Origin of the sequence: Azospirillum sp. B2RO_4, assembly GCF_051124815.1 — a bacterium.
Lineage (GTDB): Bacteria > Pseudomonadota > Alphaproteobacteria > Azospirillales > Azospirillaceae > Azospirillum.
In genome coordinates, this window is sequence record NZ_CP118489.1 from 267,944 (window position 1) to 291,208 (window position 23,265).

General features: G+C 68.8%; 23 protein-coding genes. 14 read left to right on the plus strand and 9 right to left on the minus strand.

Translation table 11 applies throughout. From position 1 onward, the window contains the following. Positions 1-74: 74 nt before the first annotated feature. The 3 genes from PWS46_RS24810 to PWS46_RS24820 all read left to right on the plus strand — a co-directional run bounded on the left by PWS46_RS24810 (position 75) and on the right by PWS46_RS24820 (position 3,640). Positions 75-2,159, plus strand: a complete 2,085-nt coding sequence (locus PWS46_RS24810) for a putative bifunctional diguanylate cyclase/phosphodiesterase (RefSeq protein WP_434624362.1) — start codon at positions 75-77, stop codon at positions 2,157-2,159. Between the two features lie 98 nt (positions 2,160-2,257). Continuing rightward, on the plus strand, positions 2,258-3,187 hold the full coding sequence (gene yddG / locus PWS46_RS24815) for an aromatic amino acid exporter YddG (protein WP_434624364.1): 930 nt from the start codon (positions 2,258-2,260) through the stop codon (positions 3,185-3,187). Positions 3,188-3,247: 60 nt separating this feature from the next. Beyond that, positions 3,248-3,640: a type II toxin-antitoxin system PemK/MazF family toxin gene (locus tag PWS46_RS24820; RefSeq protein ID WP_434624366.1), complete on the plus strand. Its 393-nt coding sequence runs from the start codon at positions 3,248-3,250 to the stop codon at positions 3,638-3,640. Positions 3,641-3,902: 262 nt separating this feature from the next. Here PWS46_RS24820 and PWS46_RS24825 read toward each other — a convergent pair whose 3' ends face one another. Next, positions 3,903-5,270 (minus strand): nucleobase:cation symporter-2 family protein, encoded by a 1,368-nt coding sequence (locus PWS46_RS24825; protein WP_434624368.1) that lies wholly within the window; start codon positions 5,268-5,270, stop codon positions 3,903-3,905. 269 nt (positions 5,271-5,539) lie between these two features. Here PWS46_RS24825 and PWS46_RS24830 point away from each other — a divergent pair, with 269 nt between their 5' ends. Beyond that, positions 5,540-5,878, plus strand: a complete 339-nt coding sequence (locus PWS46_RS24830; protein WP_085091864.1) for an acyl carrier protein — start codon at positions 5,540-5,542, stop codon at positions 5,876-5,878. Positions 5,879-5,880: 2 nt separating this feature from the next. After that, on the plus strand, positions 5,881-7,212 hold the full coding sequence (locus tag PWS46_RS24835) for a GH1 family beta-glucosidase (RefSeq protein WP_434624370.1): 1,332 nt from the start codon (positions 5,881-5,883) through the stop codon (positions 7,210-7,212). On the opposite strand, the gene PWS46_RS24840 is transcribed toward PWS46_RS24835, so the two are convergent. From PWS46_RS24840 to PWS46_RS24850, 3 genes are all read right to left on the minus strand, one after another. After that, a complete protein-coding gene (locus PWS46_RS24840) occupies positions 7,209-7,793 on the minus strand; it encodes a HutD/Ves family protein (RefSeq protein WP_434624372.1) in 585 nt (194 codons plus the stop codon). The two genes, PWS46_RS24835 and PWS46_RS24840, sit on opposite strands and share 4 nt — an antisense overlap. Positions 7,794-7,851: 58 nt before the next feature. Further along, positions 7,852-8,550 carry a hypothetical protein gene (locus PWS46_RS24845; RefSeq protein ID WP_434624374.1) on the minus strand — a complete coding sequence of 233 codons (699 nt, stop codon included), beginning with the start codon at positions 8,548-8,550 and terminating at the stop codon, positions 7,852-7,854. Between the two features lie 239 nt (positions 8,551-8,789). Next, positions 8,790-8,966, minus strand: coding sequence for a hypothetical protein (locus PWS46_RS24850; protein ID WP_434624376.1), 177 nt, complete (start codon positions 8,964-8,966; stop codon positions 8,790-8,792). A gap of 474 nt (positions 8,967-9,440) precedes the next feature. Between PWS46_RS24850 and PWS46_RS24855 the strand changes: the two genes are divergently transcribed. Next, positions 9,441-10,184: a rhodanese-like domain-containing protein gene (locus tag PWS46_RS24855; RefSeq protein ID WP_434624378.1), complete on the plus strand. Its 744-nt coding sequence runs from the start codon at positions 9,441-9,443 to the stop codon at positions 10,182-10,184. Positions 10,185-10,197: 13 nt separating this feature from the next. Here the strand turns inward: PWS46_RS24855 and PWS46_RS24860 are convergent, their stop codons facing one another. The 4 genes from PWS46_RS24860 to PWS46_RS24875 form a co-directional block, all read right to left on the minus strand. Next, entirely contained in the window at positions 10,198-11,253 is a 1,056-nt protein-coding gene (locus tag PWS46_RS24860; RefSeq protein WP_434624380.1) for a YihY/virulence factor BrkB family protein, read from the minus strand. Positions 11,254-11,266: 13 nt separating this feature from the next. Next, positions 11,267-12,118, minus strand: a complete 852-nt coding sequence (locus PWS46_RS24865; protein WP_434624382.1) for a DUF3618 domain-containing protein — start codon at positions 12,116-12,118, stop codon at positions 11,267-11,269. A 111-nt stretch (positions 12,119-12,229) separates the two neighbouring features. Continuing rightward, on the minus strand, positions 12,230-12,874 hold the full coding sequence (locus tag PWS46_RS24870; protein ID WP_434624384.1) for a YjbE family putative metal transport protein: 645 nt from the start codon (positions 12,872-12,874) through the stop codon (positions 12,230-12,232). Positions 12,875-13,071: 197 nt separating this feature from the next. Further along, positions 13,072-13,671, minus strand: a complete 600-nt coding sequence (locus PWS46_RS24875; protein ID WP_434624386.1) for a HupE/UreJ family protein — start codon at positions 13,669-13,671, stop codon at positions 13,072-13,074. Between the two features lie 241 nt (positions 13,672-13,912). Here PWS46_RS24875 and PWS46_RS24880 point away from each other — a divergent pair, with 241 nt between their 5' ends. The 6 genes from PWS46_RS24880 to PWS46_RS24905 all read left to right on the plus strand — a co-directional run bounded on the left by PWS46_RS24880 (position 13,913) and on the right by PWS46_RS24905 (position 20,244). Further along, complete coding sequence (locus PWS46_RS24880; protein ID WP_434624388.1) at positions 13,913-15,082, plus strand: nickel-dependent hydrogenase large subunit; 1,170 nt, start codon at positions 13,913-13,915, stop codon at positions 15,080-15,082. Between the two features lie 81 nt (positions 15,083-15,163). Then, positions 15,164-16,189, plus strand: a complete 1,026-nt coding sequence (gene hypB / locus PWS46_RS24885) for a hydrogenase nickel incorporation protein HypB (RefSeq protein WP_434624390.1) — start codon at positions 15,164-15,166, stop codon at positions 16,187-16,189. A 16-nt stretch (positions 16,190-16,205) separates the two neighbouring features. Beyond that, positions 16,206-16,430 carry a HypC/HybG/HupF family hydrogenase formation chaperone gene (locus PWS46_RS24890; RefSeq protein ID WP_085091877.1) on the plus strand — a complete coding sequence of 75 codons (225 nt, stop codon included), beginning with the start codon at positions 16,206-16,208 and terminating at the stop codon, positions 16,428-16,430. A 202-nt stretch (positions 16,431-16,632) separates the two neighbouring features. After that, positions 16,633-17,679, plus strand: coding sequence for a hydrogenase expression/formation protein HypE (hypE, locus tag PWS46_RS24895; protein WP_434624392.1), 1,047 nt, complete (start codon positions 16,633-16,635; stop codon positions 17,677-17,679). Between the two features lie 133 nt (positions 17,680-17,812). After that, a complete protein-coding gene (locus PWS46_RS24900) occupies positions 17,813-18,535 on the plus strand; it encodes a sugar transferase (RefSeq protein ID WP_244561039.1) in 723 nt (240 codons plus the stop codon). A 281-nt stretch (positions 18,536-18,816) separates the two neighbouring features. Continuing rightward, positions 18,817-20,244 (plus strand): S41 family peptidase, encoded by a 1,428-nt coding sequence (locus PWS46_RS24905; protein WP_434624394.1) that lies wholly within the window; start codon positions 18,817-18,819, stop codon positions 20,242-20,244. Positions 20,245-20,409: 165 nt separating this feature from the next. Here the strand turns inward: PWS46_RS24905 and PWS46_RS24910 are convergent, their stop codons facing one another. Next, on the minus strand, positions 20,410-21,186 hold the full coding sequence (locus PWS46_RS24910; RefSeq protein WP_434624396.1) for a 4'-phosphopantetheinyl transferase family protein: 777 nt from the start codon (positions 21,184-21,186) through the stop codon (positions 20,410-20,412). Between the two features lie 104 nt (positions 21,187-21,290). Here PWS46_RS24910 and PWS46_RS24915 point away from each other — a divergent pair, with 104 nt between their 5' ends. Then, positions 21,291-22,271 carry a phosphoribosylaminoimidazolesuccinocarboxamide synthase gene (locus tag PWS46_RS24915; protein WP_434623533.1) on the plus strand — a complete coding sequence of 327 codons (981 nt, stop codon included), beginning with the start codon at positions 21,291-21,293 and terminating at the stop codon, positions 22,269-22,271. A 15-nt stretch (positions 22,272-22,286) separates the two neighbouring features. Continuing rightward, positions 22,287-23,252 (plus strand): D-2-hydroxyacid dehydrogenase family protein, encoded by a 966-nt coding sequence (locus tag PWS46_RS24920; protein ID WP_434623534.1) that lies wholly within the window; start codon positions 22,287-22,289, stop codon positions 23,250-23,252. The last annotated feature ends 13 nt before the right edge of the window (positions 23,253-23,265 follow it).

Here is a 23,265-nt window from a genome sequence, read left to right on the forward strand (position 1 = left end):
CTTTGCCGCCTCTGCCGAAAGGCTTACCCCCGGCGGGGGCGGCGGTGCGAAACATGCGGCCGAGGAACGGTGCGATGGCGATCCCAGTCCTGCGCAGCCTGACGCTGAAGCAGGCGATTCACGCGGTTCTCGCCGCCTTCGTCATCGGCCTGACCATCACCGCGGCCGAATTCGCCTGGACCGCCAGCCGTGAGCGGACCGTCGCCCTGGCCCAGGTGGCGGACGCCGTCGCCCTGGTGGAGGGGCCGGCCGCCAGCGCCGCCTGGCTGATCGACGCGGAACTGGCCGGACAGGTTTTGCGGGGCATGGTCCGCGCCAATGCCGCCTGGGCGGAAATCCGGCTGGGCGACGGCACCCTGCTCGCCCGCCGCGAACGCCCGGCCAGACCGGCAAGCCTGCTGGAGCGTGCGGCGACGGCGCTTCTGTTCATCGACCGGCCGGTGGTGACCCATGACCTGATGACTCCGGCGAACGGGCCGAGGGCTGCTGACGGGTCTCGGATCGGCACGCTGATCGTCGGCATCGACACCGGGCGGGCGGCATCCGGCTTCCTCGCCTATGTCTCGGCGGCGCTGCTGGCGGGGACCCTGCGCAACCTGCTGATCGGGCTGGCGATGGCGGCGGTGTTCCACCGGCTGCTGACCCGGCCGCTGCTGCAGATCGGCCGGGCGGTGGCGCGGATCGACCCGGAAAAGCCCTATGGCCAGCCGCTGGCCGTGCCGCGCGGCCATGCCGACGACGAGCTTGGCTTCGTCATCGCCCGCTTCAACCACACCCTGACCCTGCTGGAGCGCGAGCATGACGAGCTGCGGCGGCTGGCGACGCGCTGCCCGCTGACCGGGCTGGCGAACCGGGCGCTGCTGCTCGACCGGCTGGACCACGCCATCGAACTGGCGAACCGCGCGCGTGGGGATAGAACCGGGGCCGGCCGGCTTGCGGTGTTGTATGTCGACCTCGACCGCTTCAAGCGGGTCAACGACAGCCTGGGGCATGGCGTCGGCGATCTGCTGCTCTGCCGGGTGGCGGAGCGGCTGGGCGCCAATGTGCGCCGCTGCGACACCGTCGGCCGGCTGGGCGGCGACGAGTTCCTGGTGGTGCTGGAGCGCGTCGCCGACCGCGACGAGGCCGCCATGGTGGCGCAACGGCTGCTCGACGGCCTGTCCTCCCTGCGCGAGGTGGGGGAGCATCGCGTCCACCTCACCGCCAGCATCGGCATCGCCGTCCATCCCCTGCCGGGCAACGGCGAGCGGCCTGAAGGGGTGCCGGACAGCACCGGCCTGATGCGGATGGCCGATTCGGCGATGCAGGCGGCCAAGACGGCGGGCGGCGACCGCTTCGTCTTCTACACCCGCGACATGACCGACCGCGCCGAGACCCGGCTCCGGCTGGAATCCGGCCTGCGCGAGGCGGTGGCGGCGCGGGCCTTCGAGCTGGTCTATCAGCCGAAGATCGAGGCGGCGGGCGGCCGGCTGACCGGCTTCGAGGCGCTGATCCGCTGGCGGCACGAAGGGACGGCGATCTCCCCCGCCGACTTCATCCCGGTGGCCGAGGACACCGGGCTCATCATCGAGATCGGCCGCTGGGTGCTGGAGGAAGCCTGCCGCACCGCGACCCGCTGGGCTCTGGACCATGGCCCGGTTCCGGTGGCGGTCAACGTCTCCGCCCGCCAGCTCGCCGATCCCGGCTTCGCCCGGCTGGTCGAGCAGATGCTGCAACGCCACGGCACCCCGCCCCACCTGCTGGAGCTGGAGATCACCGAGACCGTCATCATGAAGGACGTGCGCCACCATCTGCCGACGCTGAACCGGCTGCGGGCGCTGGGGGTGCGCATCGCCATCGACGATTTCGGCACCGGCTATTCCTCGCTGGCCTATCTGCGCCAATTGCCGGTGGATGTGCTGAAGATCGACCGCAGCTTCGTCAACGACCTGCCGCACGCCCCCGACATCGCCTCCACCGTCATCGCGCTGGCCCAGCGGCTGCTGTTGTCCACCGTCGCCGAGGGGGTGGAGACTGCCGAGCAGCGGCATTGGCTGGCGGAAGCCGGCTGCGATTGCCTGCAGGGCTTTCTGATCTCGCGCCCGCTGGCGGCCGACGCGGCGGAAGCGATGGTGATGACCGCCTTCGCCCGCGACGAGGCGCTTCCGATGACGGCGTAAGCGGAGTTTCGGTCAACGCGCGGCGGAGGTCCGGTCAAGACAGCCTCCCGCCGGCCGGTTATGGTCGCCTCCCCCGCGCCAACCGACCGACAAGAATCATGACCGTCTCCGCCACCCTGCCTGATCGCCGATCCGTCAACCGCGCCACGCTGGTCGGCTTCACCGCCATCCTGCTGTGGGCGACACTGGCCCCGCTGGCGACGCTGGCCTCCATGGTGCCGCCGTTCCAGCTGGTGGCGACCTCCTTCCTGCTGGCCTTCCTGGTCGGCAGCGGCTGGACGCTGTCGCGCGGCGACAACCCCTTGCGCTATTTCCGCCAGCCGCCGGCGGCCTGGGCGCTGGGGGTCGGCGGGCTGTTCGGCTTCCACTTCCTCTATTTCATGGCCCTGCAGGCGGCCCCGCCGGTCGAGGCGAACCTGATCAACTATCTGTGGCCGCTGCTGATCGTGCTGTTCTCCGCCCTGCTGCCGGGGGAGCGGCTGCGGTCCTGGCATGTCGGCGGCGCGCTGGCCGGTCTGGCGGGAACGGTTCTGCTGATCGCGCGCGGCGGGACCGGCAACTCCGTGGGCGGATTCTCGATCGACCCGGCGCATCTGCCCGGCTATGCCGCCGCGCTGGGCAGCGCCGTCACCTGGGCCGGCTATTCGGTGCTGCGCCGCCGGCTGGGCCAGACCGGCGAGGCGCCGACCGACGCGGTCAGCGCCTTCTGTCTCGTCACCGCGCTTCTGTCGCTGCTCTGTCATCTGGCGCTGGAGCGGACGGTATGGCCGGAGACCGCCGCCGGCTGGGGTGCGATGCTGCTGCTTGGGCTAGGACCGGTGGGGGCGGCCTTCTTCGTCTGGGATTACGGCGTGCGCCACGGCGACATCCGGGCGCTGGGGGCGCTGTCCTATCTGGCGCCGCTGCTGTCGACCCTGCTGCTGGTCCTGTTCGGCCTCGCCCCCAACTCCGGCATCATCTGGGTGTCCTGCGCCCTGATCGCCGGCGGGTCGCTGCTCGCCAGCAAGGACCTGCTGCGGCGAAAGTAAGAGCGACCGGAACACAGCCTATCGCTTGAACAGAGTCGGCATGAATGCTACCGAGAGGACATGCCGATCACCTTCCATCCCCGCCGTGGCTCGATTCTCATCTGCGACTTCGATACCGGTTTCCAACCACCGGAGATGATCAAGGTCCGGCCGGTCGTGGTGGTTTCCGCTCGTCGCCGTCGTGGGCCGGGCCTGTGTACCGTTGTGCCCTTGAGCAGCGTCGAGCCGGACCCTCTCGAACCGTATCACCATCAATTGTCGCCAATCGCTTATCCGCCAGCTCGGGGAGCGATTTGGGCCAAGTGCGATATGGCAGTGACGGTTTCTTGCGCCCGTCTCGATCGGGTCAAAGTGAAATTACCGAATGGTCAGCGACAATACTTGGTTTACACAATGCCTGCCGATGACATGACTGCAATCGACGACTGCCTGCGGATCGCCCTCGTCCTGTAAAGGCTTGGCTGGCGTACCAACTTCTCTCTTCACAAAACCTTGACTAACTGCGTGCGAGATTGCAAAATAATGATGTTCCCGCACTGTCGGCATTTGTCGGCAACGGGCTTGGAAGACCACGGGTGACCGCGGCAGGTTCCGGCAGATGGCGATGACAAGCTGGCCGGGACCTCAAGAATCGGGCCTCACCGGAAACGGTGAGGCCCTTGTCATTTGTCATGCATCATTTGTCATGCGTCATTTCTCGGTCCTCTTCCCGGCCTCAAGCCTCCGCCCCATGCGCGGCGGCAGCCACGTCGTGACGGGCGCGGTCGGCGCTCTGCAGACCGTTGAAGTACCAGTTCAGCGCCACGGCGGTCAGGGTGCCGAGCAGGATGCCGCTGTGCAGCAGCGGCGACAGGAAGGCCGGCATCTGCGAGAAGAACTTGTCCGACACCAGCGGGATCAGCCCGACGCCGATGCTGACCGCCACGACGATCAGGTTCTCGCGCCGGTTGGCAAAATCGACCTGCGCCAGGATCTTCACGCCGGTCGCCGCCACCATGCCGAACATCACCAACCCGGCCCCGCCCAGCACGAAGGCCGGCACCGACGCCACCACATGGGCCAGCTTCGGCAGCAGCCCCAGCAGCAGCAGGATCAGCCCGCCCGCCGCGCAGACCCAGCGGCTGCGCACGCCCGTCACCCCGACCAGCCCGACATTCTGCGAGAAGGAGGTGTAGGGGAAGGTGTTGAAGACGCCGCCGATCAGCGTGCCCAGCCCGTCGGTGCGCAGGCCGCGGACCAGATCCTCCCGGCTCACCGGGCGACCGACCATGTCGCCGACCGCCAGGAACATGCCGGTCGATTCGATCATCACCACGATCATCACCAGCGACATGGTCAGGATGGCGACCGGATCGAACACCGGCATGCCGAACTGGAAGGGCTGCACCGCCGCCACCCAGGGCGCTTCCGCCAGTCCTTTGAAATCGACCATGCCCAGCGCCATCGCCAGCGCCATGCCGGCCACCAGCCCCAGCAGCACCGCGACGTTCCGCAAGAATCCGCGGCCATGCTTCATCAGCGCCAGGATCACCAGCAGCACGAAGGCGGCGATACCCAGGAAAGCCGGATCACCGAAACGCGGGTTGCCGACCCCGCCGCCGGCCCAGCCCACCCCGACCCGCATCAGCGAAATGCCGATGATGGCGATGACGCTTCCGGTCACCACCGGCGGGAACAGCGGCAGCAGCCGGCCGACCAGCGGCGCCGCCAGGATGGCGAAGATGCCGGACCCGATCACCGCGCCATAGATCCCCAGCAGACCCAGCGACGGGTTGGCCGCCATCGCCACCATCGGCCCGACCGCGGCGAAGGTGACGCCCATCATCACCGGCAGGCGGATGCCGAAGCGCCAGACCCCGACCGCCTGGATCAGCGTGACCACGCCGCAGGCGAACAGGTCGGCGTTGATCAGCATGGCGATCTGGTCCTTCGGCAGCTTCAGCGCCCCGCCGACGATCAGCGGCACCGCGATGGCCCCGGCATACATCACCAGCACATGCTGCAGCCCCAGCGCCAGCAGCCGCCAGGGCGGCAGGACCTCGTCGACGGGATGGACGTCAGAAGTGACGGCGGCGCTTGTCATGGCGGAAGCCTTGCTATCCGGTGGATCGGCTTCGTTCTGCATTGCGCGTGCCGTTTCGCCCCGCAGCGGATTCCAGTCTCGGCCCGTCCTGTCCTGCACAATGTCTGGGCACATACCGGCGCCCCCTGCCCGCGGAGGTGGCAAATCCCGCGCGGTTTTTTGCCGCGCCCGGTGGGAAACCCCATTGCTGACTGCTTTATTCTTTAACGATCGGTGCGTACAGTCGCTGTTGCCTACCCCTTTCGCGCAACCCAAAGCCGAGCGTCGCGATGAGCAAGTCGATCGAGGGTGTATCCAACTGGATGCACATGTTCCGCTGGATCGTGAAGCTGATCCGCGACGAATATGGGGTCGACGAGGCTCTGCTGACCCGCAATGCGACCCTGGAGACCGATATCCAGCTGTCGATCGATCAGGTCGAGCAGGTGCTGGAATACATCTCCGAAAGCTTCGCCATCCGCTTTCCCGAAGGAACGCTGGACGAGTTGGTGAAGCTGGAGGAACTCTGTCTGCTGGCGAGCTGGATCAAGGGCTATTACAAGCGCCCCGAATTCATCTCCGACGCCTTCGAGGCCCGCTGCCGCAGCATCAACCAGATTGCAGCCTGACCATGACCGACCGGACTTCCTCCTATCCGCCCAACTTCACCTGGGGCGTTTCCACCTCCGCCTACCAGATCGAAGGCGCGGTGGCCGAGGATGGGCGCGGCGCCAGCATCTGGGACGTGCGCTGCCGCACCCAGGGCGGGGTGGTGAACGGCGACACCGGCGACGTCGCCTGCGACCACTACCACCGCATGCCGGAGGACGTGGCGCTGATGAAGGGGCTGGGCGTCGATGCCTACCGCTTCTCGGTCTCCTGGCCCCGGGTGATGCCGCGCGGCAAGGGGGCGGTGAACGACGCCGGGCTGGATTTCTACGACCGGCTGATCGACCGGCTGCTGGAGTCCGGGATCGAGCCCTGGCTCTGCCTCTACCATTGGGACCTGCCGCAGGCGCTGCAGGATCTGGGCGGCTGGTCGTCCCGCGACTGCGCCGGCTGGTACGCCGACTATGCCGCGCTCTGCGCCCGGCGCTACGGCGACCGGGTGAAGCGCTGGATCACCTTCAACGAATTCTCAGTCTTCACCCTGTTCGGCTACGCCATCCCCTGGGCCGCGCCGGGCATCGTCGACCGGGCGCAGCATCTGCGCGCCATCCACCACGTCAACCTCGCCCATGGCGCCGGGGTGGACGTGCTGCGCGACATGGTGCCGGGGGCCTCCATCGGCGCCATCCACAACCGTCAGGTCGTGATCCCCGAGACCGACACGCCGGAGAACCGCGCCGCCGCCGCCTTGCTGGACGAGCACTGGAACCTGGTCTTCTGCGATCCGCAGATCCTGGGCCACTACCCGCCGCAGACCGCCGCCGCCATCGAGCCCTATGTCCGGCCCGGCGACATGGCGCGCATCGCCCGGCCGGTGGACTGGTTCGGGCTGAACCATTACGGCCCGATCTTCGCCAAGGCCGACCCGGCCCGGACCTGGGGCTATGGCTGGGGCGACGCGCCGCCCGATTCGCCGACCCACGGCGTCGGCTGGGCGATCTTCCCCGACGCCTTCCGGGACGAACTGCTGACCATCCAGCGCCGCTACCGCCTGCCCATCGTGGTGACGGAGAACGGCTGCGGCGGCAGCGACACCGTCAGCCCGGACGGCGGGGTCCACGACCCGCACCGCATCAACTACCTGACCATCTACAACGCCGCGATGCGCGATGCGATGGCCCAGGGCGCCGACGTGCGCGGTTATTTCGTCTGGTCGCTGCTGGACAATTTCGAATGGGGCAGCGGCTATGGCCAGCGCTTCGGCATTGTCCACGTCGATTTCCAGACCCTGGCCCGCACGCCGAAGGACTCGGCCCGCTGGTACGCGGAACTGATCCGGGCGGCGAAGGCTTAACGCCGCCGCACCTCCGCGCAGACGCCCTCGGCCCCGTCCCGCGCCTCGACCAGCGCCGCCGTGCCGCGCAGAAGCAGGCTGTGGCCGGCGGGAACCGTCAGAGCCTCGCCACCGTCCGGCGTGACGGCCAGCGTGCCGACGAGCGCATGGACCAGCAGCACGTCGCCGGCGGCGCGATGGACGGCACCTCCCGCCAGCAGGGTCAGGGCGCCGGTGGCGGACGCGCGGTCGAGCATCAGGTTCACGTCGCGGATCGGGCCGGCGGTCGGTTCGCACCACACAGGCGCCTCGCCGGGGAAGGCGAAGGCGGGATCCAGGCGGCGGCGTTCGACGGGCGCGGCACCATCGACCGACAGGCGCATGCCGTCACCCTCCACCACCGCGATCAGCCGGTCATAGCCGGGAAAGGCGGAGAACGGGCCGGGCTCGACCACGTCGGCGATGCTGACACGCCAGACGAATCGCCCGTCGGCGGCCGGCTCCACCGCCAGCTCGGTGGTGACACCGCCGCCATTCTTCCAGGGAACGCGGCGATGGTCGGCCGGGGTCAGGCGCGTGATGGACGGGTCTTTGGACTGCAAGGGTCTGCTCCGGAACGGATCGGCTCCGCCCGGTCATAGCACAGCCGACAGCCCGGCTTCACACGAACAGGCTGAAGCTGCCCATCAGTTTCTGTGTGCCGGTCTGGCCGGTGGGGATGGAGTTCATGCTGCTGATGGCCTGATTCAGCCCGTCGAGCGTCGCCTGCTGGCCGGTGGACAGCGTCAGGCCGGTGTCGCCCTTGGCCGGCTGCTTGGCCACGGTGTCGTAATCCTGGCTGTAATTGCCCATCACCAGCTGCATGGCGTAGTTCTTCGGGTCCTTGTCGGACTGGCCCTTGTCGCGGGTGACGCGCAGGGTGTAGTCGCCCTTGTCAACCGTCAGGTTGCCGGTCTGCAATTGCTTGAAAGCCTTGTAATTGTCGCCGGCCTTCGGATCGCTGTCGGCCATCACCCGGCCAAGCCGGTTCATCAGCTGGACATGCACACCGTCGTCGCCGACCTGACCCATGGTCAGTTCGCCCTTGGTGACGACCTTGAACTTGTAGAAGTCGGCCTTGTCGTTCGGGGCCAAGGTGCTGGCAACGTTCAGGCGGGTGGTGTTCTTGGAAATCACGCCGATGTCGGTCGCGCCGGCATTGGTGTTCAGCGCCGACTTCTTCACCGTCTTGGAATATTCCTTGACGTCGCCGACCGCCTGGTTGCTCTGCGACTTCTTGATCGCCTCGACCGCATTGTTGATCGAGGCGTTGAGGCTGGACACCAGGGAGTTGACGCTTGAGAGAGCATCATCCGCCATGATCAGTCATCCTTCTTCCGATCCGATCCCCACGCCCGAAACCAAGTCCGAAAACCCGGTCCGAACGCCGTTCGAGGAGCACCAAACAAGAGGTACGGCCGGCTGAGCCGTAACCCGGACACGTCTGCCCTAAGGGAGTATACGACAACAGCCGGCGGAACATAGGCAGGATTCGTGATTTTTTTGGTCGAAAGCTGGGATGCGGGACCTGCACGCCATGGCCGGCGGCCCCGTCCGGCTCAGGACAGCGGCTTTTCCCCCTTGTCCGGCAGCGACTCGGAGCGGGTGCTTCCGGCCGTTGCGGCCAGGGCGGCCGGCTTCAGGGACGACCCGGCGGCCCCCGATACGGCAGAGTCCTCAGCAGTCGGGCAGTGGGGCGGCTGGGTGGGGCCGGTGACGACATCGAAATCGAACATGACAACCTCTCTTCGCGGATGGTGAGGCCGCCCGGGTCGCCCGTGTTCGGAATTTCAGGATGTGAGGCCCATCAAGGGCCGGGGTCACAAACACGAAAGCCGCCGCGGGTCGGTCCGGGCGGCTTCGGGAGTGAGCGACAGATGCGCGTTCCTAGGCCGCCGAACGAAACCAGCGGCCAAAATATCGGGAACGTCCAATGGACGTGATGGAAAGCGTCTGTTGCATGGGCGCGACCATAGCGCGCGGCCGCCGTTCTGCCAAGGGATATTTGGCCGGCGGGTGCGAACGGTCTTCACCGCAAGTCCTCAAGTTATCCGGGCTAAGCTGAGTGGGACCGGTACAAGGCTCGTCAGCCGGGGTTATACTCCGCCATCTCTCGGATAGCGAAGTGCCCATCGCCAACCCGGCATGATGCCGGCTTGGCGATGTTGCGTTGAATCCTGTCGCACACCTTCCGTGGATGGAGCTTGGTCATGAACAACGTTCGTTTCCTCGCCTCGGCCGCCGTTGCGGCAACGCTCCTTTCAGGCCCTGCCTTCGCTCAGGACATGACGATCTATCAGGCGGTCATCGGAGAGACCGGGCAGAAGACGCCGGAGATCAGCACCGAGGATATGCGCCGCATCGTGTCGCAAGGCGGTGCGACCATCCTGGATACCCGTCCCCATGCCGAATTCGTGAACGGGCATATCCCCGGAGCGAACAATCTCAAAGGCCCGCCGTCGGACGCGGTCGCCGGGGTCGAGAAACTGGTGGACGGCGACAAGAGCAAGGCGCTGGTACTCTACTGCAACGGACCCTATTGCCAGGCCAGCCGGCGCATGGCCGCCCAACTGCTCGATGCCGGGTTCACGAACGTGCGCCGCTATCAGCTTGGCATGCCGGTCTGGCGTGCGCTCGGCGGCCCGACCGAAATCGACCTCGACGGAGTCCTGCGGATCTTCAGGAACGACCAGACCGCTGTCTTTCTCGATGCGCGGTCAGCCGAAGACTTCGGCAAAGGCAGCCTGCCGCGTGCGCACAACCTCATGGCCGAGAATGCCGCGAAGGTCCAGGGGGCTCCCATGCCTCTCGACGACTTCAACACGCGGATCGTGCTGTTCGGCCGCGATGCCCAACAGGCGCGGGAACTCGCCGACGCCCTGAGCAAGCGGCCATGGCACAACGTGTCGTACTTCTCCGGAACCTTCGAGTCGCTGAACGCCGCCGTCAAGTGATGCACGACCCCGGTCAGCCGGCCTTCCGTTCGCCCACCGTGTCGGCGACATAGGCGTCGCGCCGGCCCATCGGGCGGGAGGGCTGGCCGTCGCGGTCGGTGGTGTCGCGGGCGGTCTGGTGCTCGATCTCAGCGTTCAGCTCCGCCCCCATCAGCACGACATAGGAGGTCAGGTTGAACCACAGCAGCAGGATCACGACGGCGCCGACCGAGCCATAGGTCTCGTTGTAGCTGCCGAAATTCGACACGTAGATCGAGAAGCCCAGCGACCCCAGCAGCCAGACCGCGGTCGCCACCGCCGATCCCCAGGTGACCCAGCGCCATTGCGGCTCGCGCCGGTCGGGGGCGTAGCGATAGAAGACGGCGAGTGCCAGAATGATCGTCACCGCCAGGATCGGCCAGCGGGCGAGGCTGGCGATCCAGCCGATCGGCGTGTCCTGCAGCCCGATGATGGCGATGGCGGCCGGGACGGCGACGATCATCACCATGGCGAGGATGACGAACAGCAGGCCCGCCACGGTCAGCCCCATCGACAGCGCCGCCAGCATGAGGAAGCCGCGCGTCTCCTTCTCGCCATAGGCGATGTTGAGCGCCGTCACCAGCGAGTTGGTGCCGCGCGATGCGCTCCACAATGTCAGCAGCAGGCCGAAGATCAGGCCGAAGCCCAGCCCCTGCGACGGGGTGGTCGCCACCTTGCGCGCCTGATCGCTGACGATGGACAGCGCTTCCGGCGGCAGCAGGCTGCCCAGCTGGTTCAGCTGGCTCTCGATCATCGACGGATCGGCGACGAGGCCGTAGATCGACACCAGCGCCGCGACGGCGGGGAAGATGGCGAGCAGGGCGTAATAGGCGACGCCGGCCGCCAGCATCGACACGTTGTCCTTGCCCTGCTCGTCCCACACCCGCAGCAGGATGTCCTTCCAACCCTTCTTGGGAATGTCCGACGGGCTGTCCGCCGACCGGCCACGACCGCCCCCGCCCCCGACCCCATTGCCGCCGCCGTCATTCGCGGCGCGCCCGCCCGCGCGGTTGCGGTGCTCGTAGTAATGGCGTCGGCTCAGCCCCAGCATGCCCCCGCCCTCCTCAGACCACGGCTTCGCGCAGGGCGCCGACGCGATGGCGCGCCGTTTCGATGGCGTGGAACTGGGCGCCGATGACGACCTGCAGATGGTCGTCCGGCGTGTCGCGCAGGGAGTCGCGGAACAGGGACAGCGTGCCGTCCAGCCCGCCTTCCAGACGGGCCAGCAGGTCGCCGCGCGCGCCCGGCCCGCCGGCCCCGGCCATCACGCTGCGGGCGCTGGCCTCGGCCAGCCCATGCATCGGCGACCAGACGCGCGTGCCGTCGCCGGCGGTCTCGATCCAGCCGCCGCCGGTGCGCAGTTCGGCGTCCAGCGCCATGGCGCTGCGGTCGAGCTGGTCGGCCAGCTCCTCCAGCCGGGCGGACAGGGCCGTGTCGGCGATGGTCATGTCGGCGCGGCGGAAAGCCTCGGCGCCGTCGCGGCAGGCGGCGATCAGGTCGGTCAGCAGATGGCGGCTGCGCGGGTCCAACTGGCGGCCATCGGGATCGTAATCGTCGAACTCGGTGGTCGATTCCGGCGTGCGGGCGACGGCCACCGCAAGCCAGAGGGCACCGACGCCCATCAGCGCCACCGGGATCGGGTTGGCGCGCACCGCGCGGGCGATGCGGCCGGACAGTCCGTCGCCGCCGCCCTGGATCACGTCGCGCACCACCTGCACCACGCCGCCGGACATCTGGCCGGGCGACAGGCGGAATTCGATCTCGTCGATCACCGAATCCATGCGGGCGCGGATCGACTGGATCTCGTGCTCGATCTCTTCCGGCCGGCGGCCCTGGGGCGATGTGGCTGTGGCGGCCGCATCGGAGTGAGCGGCGGACGGAGCGGCGGACGGAATGGCGTCGTTGTGATGGGTCATGCCGGGCGTCTCCTGTGGGGGCTGCCGGCTTGCAACACCAGGAGACGCCGATTGTTCCGGCTGCGCCGGCCCGGAACCCGCCCAGCTAACCCATTGGATCAGCCCACCCGGTCAGGTCACATGCTGGGCGAAGGCCATGACCTCCATGCTGCCCTGCCAGATCATGCGGACGGCGACATAGACGATGACCACCAGCCCCAGATAGGCGATCCAGTGGAAACGGTTCAGCAGCCGGGCGATCACCGTGGCCGCCGCGCCCATCAGCGCCACCGACAGCAGCAGGCCGATCGCCAGCACCCACAGATGCTCGCGCGCCGCACCCGCCACCGCCAGCACATTGTCGAGCGACATCGACACGTCGGCGATGATGACCTGCCGGATGGCGGCGCTCACCGGCTTGCCGCCCCCGGCGGGAACGGCGGCGGCATCGTCGCCCTCCTCGTCCATCAGGGCGGCGGCCTCCGCCTCCTCGCGCTGGCTGCGCAGTTCGCGGAACAGCTTCCAGCACACCCACAGCAGCAGCAATCCGCCGGCCAGCGTCAGCCCGATGATGTCCATCAGCCGGGTGGCCGCCAGCGCGAAGCCGATGCGCAGGACCACCGCGGCGGCGATGCCCCAGAAGATCACGCGGGCGCGTTTCTCGCGCGCCACCCCGGCGGCGGCCATGCCGACGACGATGGCGTTGTCACCGGCCAGCACCAGGTCGATGAACACCACTTGGGCAAGCGCGATCAATTCCGGAATCAGCGAGTCCACGGTCTGTCCGTCGATTTTCAGTTGAGGAGATGCGGGCGGGGGAGGCTTGCCCTATAGCGCGTGAACACGCGGCGGCGCAACCTTGTCGCCCGGCGCAGTTGGAAAATTGTCGCTTCACTGTGGAATTTCCACAGAAAAAAGGCCGGACGGTCTCCCGCCCGGCCTTCCTCATGAACTTGGGGTCGCAATACTTCGGATCAGGCCAGCGCGGCCAGCGCCACGCCACCCAAGCCGATAGCGGCACCCAGGCCGCGCAGGGCGAGGGCCGCCCCCGTCCCGCGGGCGATGCCGCGCAGCGACAGGGCCGCGGCGACGCCGGCGCCATGCAGCAGCGCGGTGGCCAGCGCGAAGCCGAGGCCGTAGAGCAGCGGCTGCGCCGCCTCCGGCATCTCGGCGCCATGGGCATGGCCGTGGAACAGGGCGAATGCCGCGACCACCGCCATCGACAGCGGCAGCGACAGGCGCGACTGCGCGGCGACCAGGGCGCCCAGCGCGATCACCGACCCGGCGATCCCCAGCTCCACCGCCGGCAGCGCGATGCCGCTCATGCCCAGCAGCCCGCCGCCGATCATGGCCGTGACGAAGGTGGCTGGCAGCGCCCACAGGGCGGCACCGCCGCGCTGCGCCGCCCACAGCCCGACCGCGACCATCGCCAGCAGATGGTCCCAACCGCCGACCGGATGCAGGAAGCCATGGGCGAAGCCGGCGTCATGGGCGCCGAAGGTGTGAGCGTCGGCAACCGCGGGCAGCACCAGCCCGGCCAGCAGCACGGCCGAGGCGAGGGGGAAACGTTTCATTGACCAGCATCCTCTGATGTCGTGTCGCGCCCATCGGATCGTGCCGCCCTGATTTTCCCGCCCGACGCAGGGGAAACCGGGCGGCGTGGCGCGGTTGGGGCGAAGTGTAGCAGAAAGCGCCAGCCCGGCCATGGCCGAGACAGGGGCTCCACCCCGCCGGATCTACGTCTTTTGACGCAGGTCAATGTGTTGCACCCCCGTTCCGTCACCATGCGCTCCCCCGATGCCACAGGAATTCCCGATGTCCGCAGCCACGCTTCCCGGAGAGGGGTCGGTCTCCGTCCGGCTGTGGCTCGACGACGGAACCATCCGCCGGGCCGAAGTCGCCACCCGCCGCCCGCGTGCCGTTACAGCATTGGTCGGCCGCAAGGGGGATGAGGCGGTGCAGTTGGCGCCCCTGCTGTTCAGCCTGTGCGGCAGCGCCCAGGGGCTGGCCGTCGCCCGTGCCTGCGAGGCGGCGCTGGGAATCGACGCCACTCCCCACGAGACAGCCCGCGCCCTGCTGACCGATGCGGAGGCGCTGGACAGCCATGGCTGGCAGGCGGTGGTCGAATGGCCCGCCCGCCTCGGCACCCCACCCCGGCCGGCGGCCTTGCGCGATCTGCGGGCGGCGGTGTCGGCGGTCATGCCGGCGCTCTATCCGGCCAAGGACGGGATGCGGCCCGGCGGCGGCGTCCTGCGGCCGGACAGGGCGGCGCTGCGCGAGGCGCTGGCACGGTTGGCCGGCTGGCTGGAGACGACCGTCTTCGCCGGACCGCCGCCGCGGGACGCCGACGACCTCGCCCATTGGGCGGCAGGCGGCGGCAGCGACGCGGCGCGGCTGGCCGCCCGGCTGCTGTCGCCCGATCTGGCCGGTTGGGGCGGCTGCGGGACATCGCTGCTGATCGAGCGGTCACCCCTCCGGTACGCGGCGGCGCTGAGCGGCGACCCGTCCTTCGCCGCCACCCCCCGGTACAAGGATGCCGCCGCCCTGACCGGCCCGCTGGAGCGGCAGGCCGACCACCCGCTGGTCGTGTCGGTGACGGAGCGGTTCGGCGACGGGCTCGCCCGGCTGTTCGCGGCGCGGCTCGCCGATCTGGCGGAACTGCCGCGGCGGATGGAGGCGGCCGTCGCCGACCTTCGCACTGCCGAGCCCGCCGCCGCTGCAACGTCCGGTCCCGGTGAAGGCTGCGGCGTGGCGGAGACGGCGCGCGGACGGCTGGCCCACTGGCTGCGGCTGGACGGCGACGGGCGGCTGGCCGATGCCCGCATGGTGGCGCCGACCGACTGGAATTTCGCCGCCGACGGCCCGCTGGCGCGCGGCTTGGCGGGGGCCGTGGTGCGCGACCGCGACGACGCGGTGGAGCGGGCGCGGCTGCTGGTCGCGATGCTGGACCCCTGCGTCGCCTGCGGCATAGAAGTACACGAATGACGAGCGCTTGCCGAAGCCTGCGGGCAGGCCGATGATGGGCAGGGCGGACGGATTGCGGATCGAAGAGCGGGAGAGCGCGTGATGTGCACGGTTTGCGGATGCGGCGAGGGCGAAACCCGGATAGACGGCAAGGCAGCCGATGCCGAGCATGAGCATATCGGTCCCGACGGCAAGGTCTACCGCCACCGCCACGGCGAGGCGCACCACCACGCCCATCATCACCATGACGACACCCACGAGCATGTCGCCCCCGACGGCACGGTGTTCCGCCACAGCCATCACGACCAAGGGCATCACGATCACGGCCACCATGACCATGATCACGGCCACGTCCATACCCACGACCACCACCGTCCCGACCGGGCCGACGCCATCGACGGCGGCGCCGCGCTGAACCAGCCGCGGCTGGTCACCATCGAACGCGACATCCTGGCGAAGAACGACGGTCTGGCCGCCGTCAACCGTCGCCGCTTCGCCGAGCGCGGGGTGTTCGTGCTGAACCTGATGTCCAGCCCCGGTTCGGGCAAGACCACCCTGCTGACCCGCAGCCTGACCGACCTGAAGGGCCGCTTCCCCGTCGCGGTGATCGAGGGCGACCAGCAGACCAGCTTCGACGCCGACCGCATCCGCGCCACCGGCACCCCGGCCGTGCAGGTCAACACCGGCAAGGGCTGCCACCTCGACGCCTCCATGGTGGCGCAGGCCGCCGACAGGCTGGCGGCCGAGGGACAGTTCGCCGGGGACGGCGTGCTGTTCGTCGAGAATGTCGGCAATCTGGTCTGCCCCGCCGGCTTCGATCTGGGCGAGACCCACCGCGTCGTCGTCCTGTCGGTGACGGAGGGGGAGGACAAGCCCCTGAAATACCCGGACATGTTCGTCCGCGCCGACCTGCTGGTGGTCAACAAGATCGACCTGTTGCCGCACCTGAGCTTCGACGTGGAGCGCATGATCGGCTACGCCCAGCGCCTGAACCCGTCGCTGGCGGTGATCCAGCTGTCGGCCACCACCGGCCAGGGGCTGGAGGAGTGGTACGACTGGATCGCCGACGGTCTGGCGGAGGCCCGCGCCTCCCATACCGCTTCCGCCGCCGCCACAGCCGCCGTCTGACCGGAGGACCACCGCCATGTGCCTTGCCGTCCCCGCTTTGGTCACCGCCCTGCTGCCAGACGACCGCGCCACCGTCAGCCTGGGGGGCGTCACCTCCACCTGCTCGCTGGAGCTGGTCGACGGCGTCGCCGTGGGCGACTACGTGATCGTCCATGTCGGCTACGCCCTCTCCCGCCTCGACGCCGAGGAGGCCGAGCGAACGCTCGCTCTGCTGGCCGAGGTCGCGGACGCCGCGGCCTAGTCACACGTGTTTCGGCAAAAAACCGCGCCCGCGTATAAGCACGTCATCCCCGCGAAGGCGGGGATCCAGGAAACCCCGCAGTCAAGCCGTTGAACCGGCTGGATTCCCGCCTTCGCGGGAATGACGGCACACAAAAGGCAAGGGTCCCCGCACCGCTTCCGCGGGGGCTCATTTTCCAACCGACCACCCGGACCCCACGCCCATGACCGACCGCCGCCTGTTCACCCGCAAGCTCGACATCGCCCGCGGGGCGGTGGACATGACCCATGGGTCGGGCGGCAAGGCGATGGCGCAGCTGGTGCGCGAGCTGTTCGCCGCCGCCTTCGCCAACCCGTATCTCGACCAGGGCAACGATCAGGCCGCCTTCGACGTGCCGGGCGGGCGCATGGTGATGACCACCGACGGCTTCGTCGTCTCGCCGCTGTTCTTCCCCGGCGGCGACATCGGGTCGCTGGCCGTCCACGGCACGGTGAACGACGTCGCCATGGCCGGCGCGGTGCCATTGCACCTGACCGCCGGCTTCATCATCGAGGAGGGCTTCCCGCTCGCCGACCTGAAGCGGGTGGTGGACAGCATGGCCGCCGCGGCGCGCGAGGCCGGGGTCGCCATCGTGTCGGGCGACACCAAGGTGGTGGAGCGCGGCAAGGGCGACGGCCTCTTCATCACCACCACCGGCATCGGCATGGTGCCGCCGGGCATCGCCCCGTCGGGCGACCGGGCGCGGCCGGGCGATGCCATCCTGGTCAGCGGCACCATGGGCGACCATGGCGTCGCCATCATGTCGACCCGCGACAATCTGGGCTTCGAGACGGCGATCCTGTCCGACAGCGCGGCGCTGAACGGGCTGGTCGCGGCGATGGTGGCGGCGGTGCCGGATGTCCATGTGCTGCGCGACCCCACCCGCGGCGGGCTGGCGACGACGCTGAACGAGATCGCCCACCAGTCCGGCGTCGGCATGCGGCTGCGCGAATCGGACATCCCGGTGCGGGCGCAGGTCGCGGCGGCCTGCGAATTGTTGGGGTTGGACCCGCTCTATGCCGCCAACGAAGGTAAGCTGATCGCGATCTGCGCCGAGGAGGAGTGCGACCGTCTGCTCTCCGCCATGCGCGACCACCCGCTGGGACGGGATGCCGCCCGCATCGGATGTGTGGTGGAGGACCCCCACCGCTTCGTTCAGATGGAGACCCGTTTCGGCGGCCGCCGGATCGTGGACTGGCTGACCGGGGAACAGCTTCCCCGGATCTGCTGACCCGTACCGGCGGGCTAACTCACCCTTTCCAATCGCACCGTCCCTTTGGCGGGACCCCTTTCGCGCGCTGGCCGTTGCCCCTCTCGGATGGTCCTATGCTCTGACCCGAGACGATCAGCGACGAGAGAAAATAATGGCGTTGTCCAACATCGCCCTTCTGGGCGCTCCCCGTCTGGACCCCGGCCGGATGGCCGGGACCCGGTCGGCGATGCAGGCGATGGACCGGCTGCCCGGTTGCCCACCCTTGCACAGGCACCGCGTGAAACGCGCCTTCGACATCGTCGGCGCGCTGGGTCTGCTTGCCGTCTTCGGGCCGCTGATGCTCGTGCTCGCCTGGATGGTGGCGCGCGACGGCGGCCCGGCGGTGTTCGGCCACCGGCGCATCGGCGCCGACGGGCGCCCCTTCACCTGCCTTAAATTCCGCTCCATGGTGGTCAATTCGGCCGAGGTGCTGGAACGGCTGCTCGCCACCGACGAGACGGCGCGGGCCGAATGGCTGTCGGCGCGCAAGCTGCGCAACGACCCGCGCATCACCCCGGTCGGCCGCTTCCTGCGCAAATCGAGCCTGGACGAGTTGCCGCAGCTCATCAACGTCCTGCGCGGCGACATGAGCCTGGTCGGCCCCCGCCCGATCATCGATGACGAGGTGTCCTATTACCACGCCTGCTTCCCCTTCTACACCCGCTGCCGCCCCGGCCTGACCGGTCTGTGGCAGGTCAGCGGCCGCAGCGACGTCGATTACGTGCGCCGGGTCCAACTCGACACCGCCTATGTCGTCGGCTGGAACTTCTGGGCCGACATCGGCATCATGCTGCGCACGGTACGGGTCGTGGTGAAGGGCAGCGGCGCCTACTGACGCCCCTCCGGCTCCTCCCTCAAAAGCGTTCATCCGTTCGGACAGATCGCGCGTTCCATCGGGGCGCGCGACATCGCCGTTTGTGCGCCCTATCTCTGGAGTCCGCCCTCTTGCGCGGTTCGGCCGATCCACCCCGGGCATGACCCTCTTGCCGAAATCGGGATGGATTTTGAGAATGGGCGGACGACGTGCTAGGGTCGCGGCAACCGGCGAAACACTGGTATAAGTGAACGATGCGCGTAAGACCGCCGGCCGGATCGGCCAGTCAAGAGGGTCCAAGGATGGCGAAGCTGCTGGCTGCCCTGCTGCTGATGATGGTGGCGATCGGCCCCGCCTGCGCCGTGGCGCCCACCAGCCGTGCCGACACCGTCGCGGCGCTCGACCGCTACCGGACGGATTTCGCGAAGATCCGCGGCTATGGCTCGCTGTCCACCGCCGACCGCAATTACGTCCTCTTCTCCGACGCCATGCGCCGCGTCCTGACGGAGCATGTGAAGGCCTATGATCCGCAGGTGCTGATCGACAAGGCGGAAGAGGGGCTGAAGAAGAAGAAGGCGGAAAACCCCAAGGCCAGCGACCGCATGCTGACCGAAGCGGCGCTGGACGGCATGCTGGGCTCGCTCGACCCCTATTCCAGCTTCCTCGACGCCGAGCGCTACCGCTATCTGCGCGAACAGACGCAGGGCGAGTTCGGCGGGCTGGGCATCGAGGTGACGATGGACGAGGAAAGCGGACTGATCAAGGTCGTCTCCCCCATCGACGGCTCGCCCGCCGCCCGCGCCGGCCTGCGCAGCGGCGACCTGATCGCCCGCATCGACGACATGGCGGTGAAGGGGCTGAACCTGCACGACGCCGTCGCCCGCATGCGCGGCCCCGTCGGCAGCTCCGTTTCCCTGGCGATCCGCCGCCCACCTTCGACCGAGGCCAACACCCGCGTCTCGCTGACCCGCGCCATCGTGAAGATCCAGCCGGTGCGCTACCGGCTGGAGGGCAACGTCGCCTATGTCCGCATCGCCACCTTCAACCAGTCGACCTCCACGGCGCTGGACGCGGCGATCGAGACCATGCGCCGTCAGGCGAAGGGCCGGCTGACCGGCGCCGTCATCGACCTGCGCAACAACCCCGGCGGCCTGCTGGAACAGGCGGTGCAGGTGGCCGACCGCTTCCTGGAGACGGTGGACATCGTCTCCGTCCGCGGCCGCGATCCGGAGGAATCCCGCAACTACCGCGGCACCCCCGGCGACCTGCTGGCCGGGCTGCCGGTGGTCGTGCTGATCAACAGCGGCTCGGCCTCGGCGTCGGAGATCGTGGCCGGCGCCCTGCAGGACCATCACCGGGCGCTGCTGTTCGGCTCGCGTTCCTACGGCAAGGGGTCGGTGCAGACGATCTCCTCGCTCAGCGTCGACACCGGCATCCGCCTGACCACCGCCCGCTACTACCGCCCGTCGGGGGCGCTGGTGGACTGCTTCGGCGTCTCCCCGAACCTGGAGGTCAAGCCGACCCACGGCAGCACCGAGGAAACCCACCCCGATCCCGCCACCTGCGACCCCAACGCCCCGGTCCCGCCGAAGCCGCAGGTGTGGCTGGCCCAGGACATGTGCCCCGACGTGATGGACAAGGCCCCCAAGCCCGACGACGACCGCCCGCTGGAATGCGCCGTCTCCGCCATCCGCAACCGTCTGACCGGAACCTTGGCCGGGGGGGAGTGAGGGAAGGCTCCGTTCGAAGCCAACCTCTCTCCATATCCACCGTCATTCCCGCGAAGGCGGGAATCCAGCCGGTTCGGCAACTGACCCGCGGAGCTTCCTGGCTCCCCGCCTTCGCGGGGATGACGGCCAAAGTAGCGCCGGCACGATCGAGTGCCGGAACTCCCCCTACCCCACGAACCCCGCATCCATCACCCGAGTCTCCACGGTCCAGCCGGTGCCGTGCGCCGCGATGGCGGCGATGGTGCCGGGCAGCACCCGGCGGTCGAACAGGCTCCAGTCCGCCGGCGTCCCGACATCGCCGCGCAGGCGCCCGTCGATCTCCAGCAGGGCCGGCGCTGCTTCGGGCGTCACCTCCACCGCGAACTGGTCGAGCGGCATCGACAGCCCGACGCCGGCTGCCTTGATGAAGGCCTCCTTCCGGGTCCAGGCCAGCAGGAAGCCCTCGTCCCTTTGATCCGGACCCAATCCCTGCAACGCCACACGCTCGGTCGGGTGGAAGAAGCGGTCGGCGATGCCGTCGGCGCTTTCGATCGGGCGCAGCCGCTCGATGTCGACGCCGATCCGCCCCTCCGCCGCCACCGCGATGGCCAGCGCATCCTCGCTGTCGCTGAGGTTGAAGGCCGGGCCGCCGGCCAGCGCCGGCTTGCCGTGCGTGCCGTAATCGAAGACCAGCCCCGCCGGATCGCGCCCGGTGCAGCGCCCCAGCAGCAGCCGCAGCAGCCCGCGCCGCAGGATGAAGCGCTCGGTCAGCCGTTCCATCATGAAGCGGTCGGCGCGCTCCAACTCGTCGGCGGACAGCAGGGCGCGCATCGCCTCCCTGTGGGCCGACAAGGCTGCCAGATCGGCGAACCAGACGCGGACGACTCCGGGCGCCGGATCATAGTCTCCGGCGCCCTCCGTTGCGGCCCCGGCGGCGGCCTCCGTGATGGTCCCGTCATGCATCGGACAGCGATCCTCCCTCTCAATTTAGCGTCCTGGCTCCGGCGGGGGTTTCGGGTATCATGCGCGCCTCTCGCATCCGCCCCCTGCATCCGGACCAGGATCCCATGGTTGACACCGCCCTGCTTGCCCCGCATCTGACCAACGTTCTTCGCGACGCCTTCATCCCGGAGCTGCCCAATCATTACCGCGGCAAGGTGCGTGAAAACTACGACCTTCCGGACGGCAGGCGCATCCTCATCACCACCGACCGTCTGTCGGCCTTCGACCGCGCCCTGACCGCCATCCCCTTCAAGGGACAGGTGCTGACCCAGACCGCCCGCTTCTGGTTCGAGGCGACGAAGGACATCTGCGCCAACCATGTGCTGGAATACCCCGATCCCAACGTGGTGGTGGCGAAGCGGCTGACCATCATGCCGGTCGAGGTCGTGGTCCGCGACTACATGGCCGGCACCACCGGCACCTCGATCTGGTCGATGTACAAGCAGGGCCGGCGCGAGATGTACGGCCACATCTTCCCCGACGGGCTGCGCCAGAACCAGAGGCTGGAAACCCCTATCATCACGCCGACCACCAAGGCCTTCGACGCCGGCCATGACGAGGAACTGACCGCTTCCGAGATTGTCGGCCGCAACCTGCTGACCCGCGCCCAATGGGACGAGGTGTCGGACAAGGCGCTGGCCCTGTTCGCCCGCGGCCAGAAGATGGCGGCGGAACGCGGCCTGATCCTGGTCGACACCAAGTACGAGTTCGGCTTCGACGAGGACGGCAACATCCTGCTGGCCGACGAGATCCACACCCCCGACAGCTCGCGCTACTGGTTCGCCGCCAGCTATCAGGAGCGGTTCGAGGCCGGCGAAAAGCCGGAGAGCTTCGACAAGGACTTCGTCCGCAACTGGGTCGTCGCCCGCTGCGATCCCTACACCCAGGACATCCCGGAAATCCCCGCCGAGGTGGTTCTGGAAGCGGCCCGCGTCTACATCGAAGCCGGCGAGACCATCACCGGCCGCCCGTTCGAGGTGCCGGCCACCGCCGTCCCGATCCTCGACCGCATCCGCGCCAATCTGGCGCCCTACTTCACCAAGTAAGCGGGAGCGGACTCCATGCGCGTCGCCGTCCTCGACGATTACCAGGGGGTCGCCCGCGACCTCGCCGACTGGTCGCAGCTGCCGCCGGGCAGCGACCTGACGGTCTTCGAGCAGCCGCTCGGCGATGTCTATGGCGATCTGGGCGCGGTGGCGGCGGCGCTGGAGCCCTTCGACGTGCTGGTCATCATGCGGGAACGCACGCCGTTCCCGGCATCCCTGATCGACCGGCTGCCGAATCTGAAGCTGCTGGTCACCACCGGCGCCCGCAACAACGCCATCGATCTGAAGGCCTGTGCGGCGCGCGGCATCCCGGTCTGCGGCACCCGCATGGTCGGGACGCCGACGGCGGAACTGACCTGGGGCCTGATCCTGGCACTGGCCAAGCGCATCCCCACGGAAGAGCGGGCGTTGCGCGAGGGCCGCTGGCAGACCGGCCTGACCGGCGATCTGGGCGGCAAGCGCCTGGGTCTGGTCGGCCTGGGCAAGCTCGGCAGCAAGGTCGCCAAGGTCGGTCAGGCCTTCGGCATGGAGGTGGTGGCCTGGAGCCCCAACCTGACCGACGAACGCGCGGCCGAGGCCGGCGTGACCCGCGTGGAGAAGCGCGACCTCTTCGCCACCGCCGACGTGGTCAGCGTCCATCTGGTGCTGAGCGAGCGCACCCGCGGCGTGGTCGGGGCGGAGGAGATCGGCGCGATGAAGCCGACCGCCTTCCTCGTCAACACCTCGCGCGCCGGGCTGGTGGATGAGGCGGCGCTGGTCCACGCGCTGCGCCACGGCCATATCGGCGGCGCCGGCATCGACGTCTTCCCCATCGAGCCTCTTCCGGCTAACAGCCTTTGGCTTGACCTTCCCAACACCGTGCTGACGCCCCATCTCGGCTACGTGACGCGGGAGAATTACGCGGTGTTCTACCGCGACGCCCTGGAGGATATCCTGGCCTGGACGGCCGGCTCACCGGTGCGGCTGCTCTCTCCCGCCTGAACGGGCAAGGGGA

Bases quoted from the DNA above. Each gene is read 5' to 3' on its own strand.
- PWS46_RS24880 (WP_434624388.1), top strand. From the start codon at position 13,913: ATGTCCGCAGCCACGCTTCCCGGAGAGGGGTCGGTCTCCGTCCGGCTG.
- PWS46_RS24920 (WP_434623534.1), top strand. From the start codon at position 22,287: ATGCGCGTCGCCGTCCTCGACGATTACCAGGGGGTCGCCCGCGACCTC.
- PWS46_RS24845 (WP_434624374.1), bottom strand. From the start codon at position 8,550: ATGGCGGATGATGCTCTCTCAAGCGTCAACTCCCTGGTGTCCAGCCTC.
- PWS46_RS24890 (WP_085091877.1), top strand. From the start codon at position 16,206: ATGTGCCTTGCCGTCCCCGCTTTGGTCACCGCCCTGCTGCCAGACGAC.
- PWS46_RS24910 (WP_434624396.1), bottom strand. From the start codon at position 21,186: ATGCATGACGGGACCATCACGGAGGCCGCCGCCGGGGCCGCAACGGAG.
- PWS46_RS24865 (WP_434624382.1), bottom strand. From the start codon at position 12,118: ATGACCCATCACAACGACGCCATTCCGTCCGCCGCTCCGTCCGCCGCT.
- PWS46_RS24835 (WP_434624370.1), top strand. From the start codon at position 5,881: ATGACCGACCGGACTTCCTCCTATCCGCCCAACTTCACCTGGGGCGTT.
- PWS46_RS24810 (WP_434624362.1), top strand. From the start codon at position 75: ATGGCGATCCCAGTCCTGCGCAGCCTGACGCTGAAGCAGGCGATTCAC.
- PWS46_RS24915 (WP_434623533.1), top strand. From the start codon at position 21,291: ATGGTTGACACCGCCCTGCTTGCCCCGCATCTGACCAACGTTCTTCGC.
- PWS46_RS24905 (WP_434624394.1), top strand. From the start codon at position 18,817: ATGGCGAAGCTGCTGGCTGCCCTGCTGCTGATGATGGTGGCGATCGGC.
- yddG (WP_434624364.1), top strand. From the start codon at position 2,258: ATGACCGTCTCCGCCACCCTGCCTGATCGCCGATCCGTCAACCGCGCC.
- PWS46_RS24830 (WP_085091864.1), top strand. From the start codon at position 5,540: ATGAGCAAGTCGATCGAGGGTGTATCCAACTGGATGCACATGTTCCGC.
- PWS46_RS24900 (WP_244561039.1), top strand. From the start codon at position 17,813: ATGGCGTTGTCCAACATCGCCCTTCTGGGCGCTCCCCGTCTGGACCCC.
- PWS46_RS24825 (WP_434624368.1), bottom strand. From the start codon at position 5,270: ATGACAAGCGCCGCCGTCACTTCTGACGTCCATCCCGTCGACGAGGTC.
- PWS46_RS24820 (WP_434624366.1), top strand. From the start codon at position 3,248: ATGCCGATCACCTTCCATCCCCGCCGTGGCTCGATTCTCATCTGCGAC.
- hypE (WP_434624392.1), top strand. From the start codon at position 16,633: ATGACCGACCGCCGCCTGTTCACCCGCAAGCTCGACATCGCCCGCGGG.
- PWS46_RS24855 (WP_434624378.1), top strand. From the start codon at position 9,441: ATGAACAACGTTCGTTTCCTCGCCTCGGCCGCCGTTGCGGCAACGCTC.
- PWS46_RS24850 (WP_434624376.1), bottom strand. From the start codon at position 8,966: ATGTTCGATTTCGATGTCGTCACCGGCCCCACCCAGCCGCCCCACTGC.
- PWS46_RS24860 (WP_434624380.1), bottom strand. From the start codon at position 11,253: ATGCTGGGGCTGAGCCGACGCCATTACTACGAGCACCGCAACCGCGCG.
- PWS46_RS24875 (WP_434624386.1), bottom strand. From the start codon at position 13,671: ATGAAACGTTTCCCCCTCGCCTCGGCCGTGCTGCTGGCCGGGCTGGTG.
- hypB (WP_434624390.1), top strand. From the start codon at position 15,164: ATGTGCACGGTTTGCGGATGCGGCGAGGGCGAAACCCGGATAGACGGC.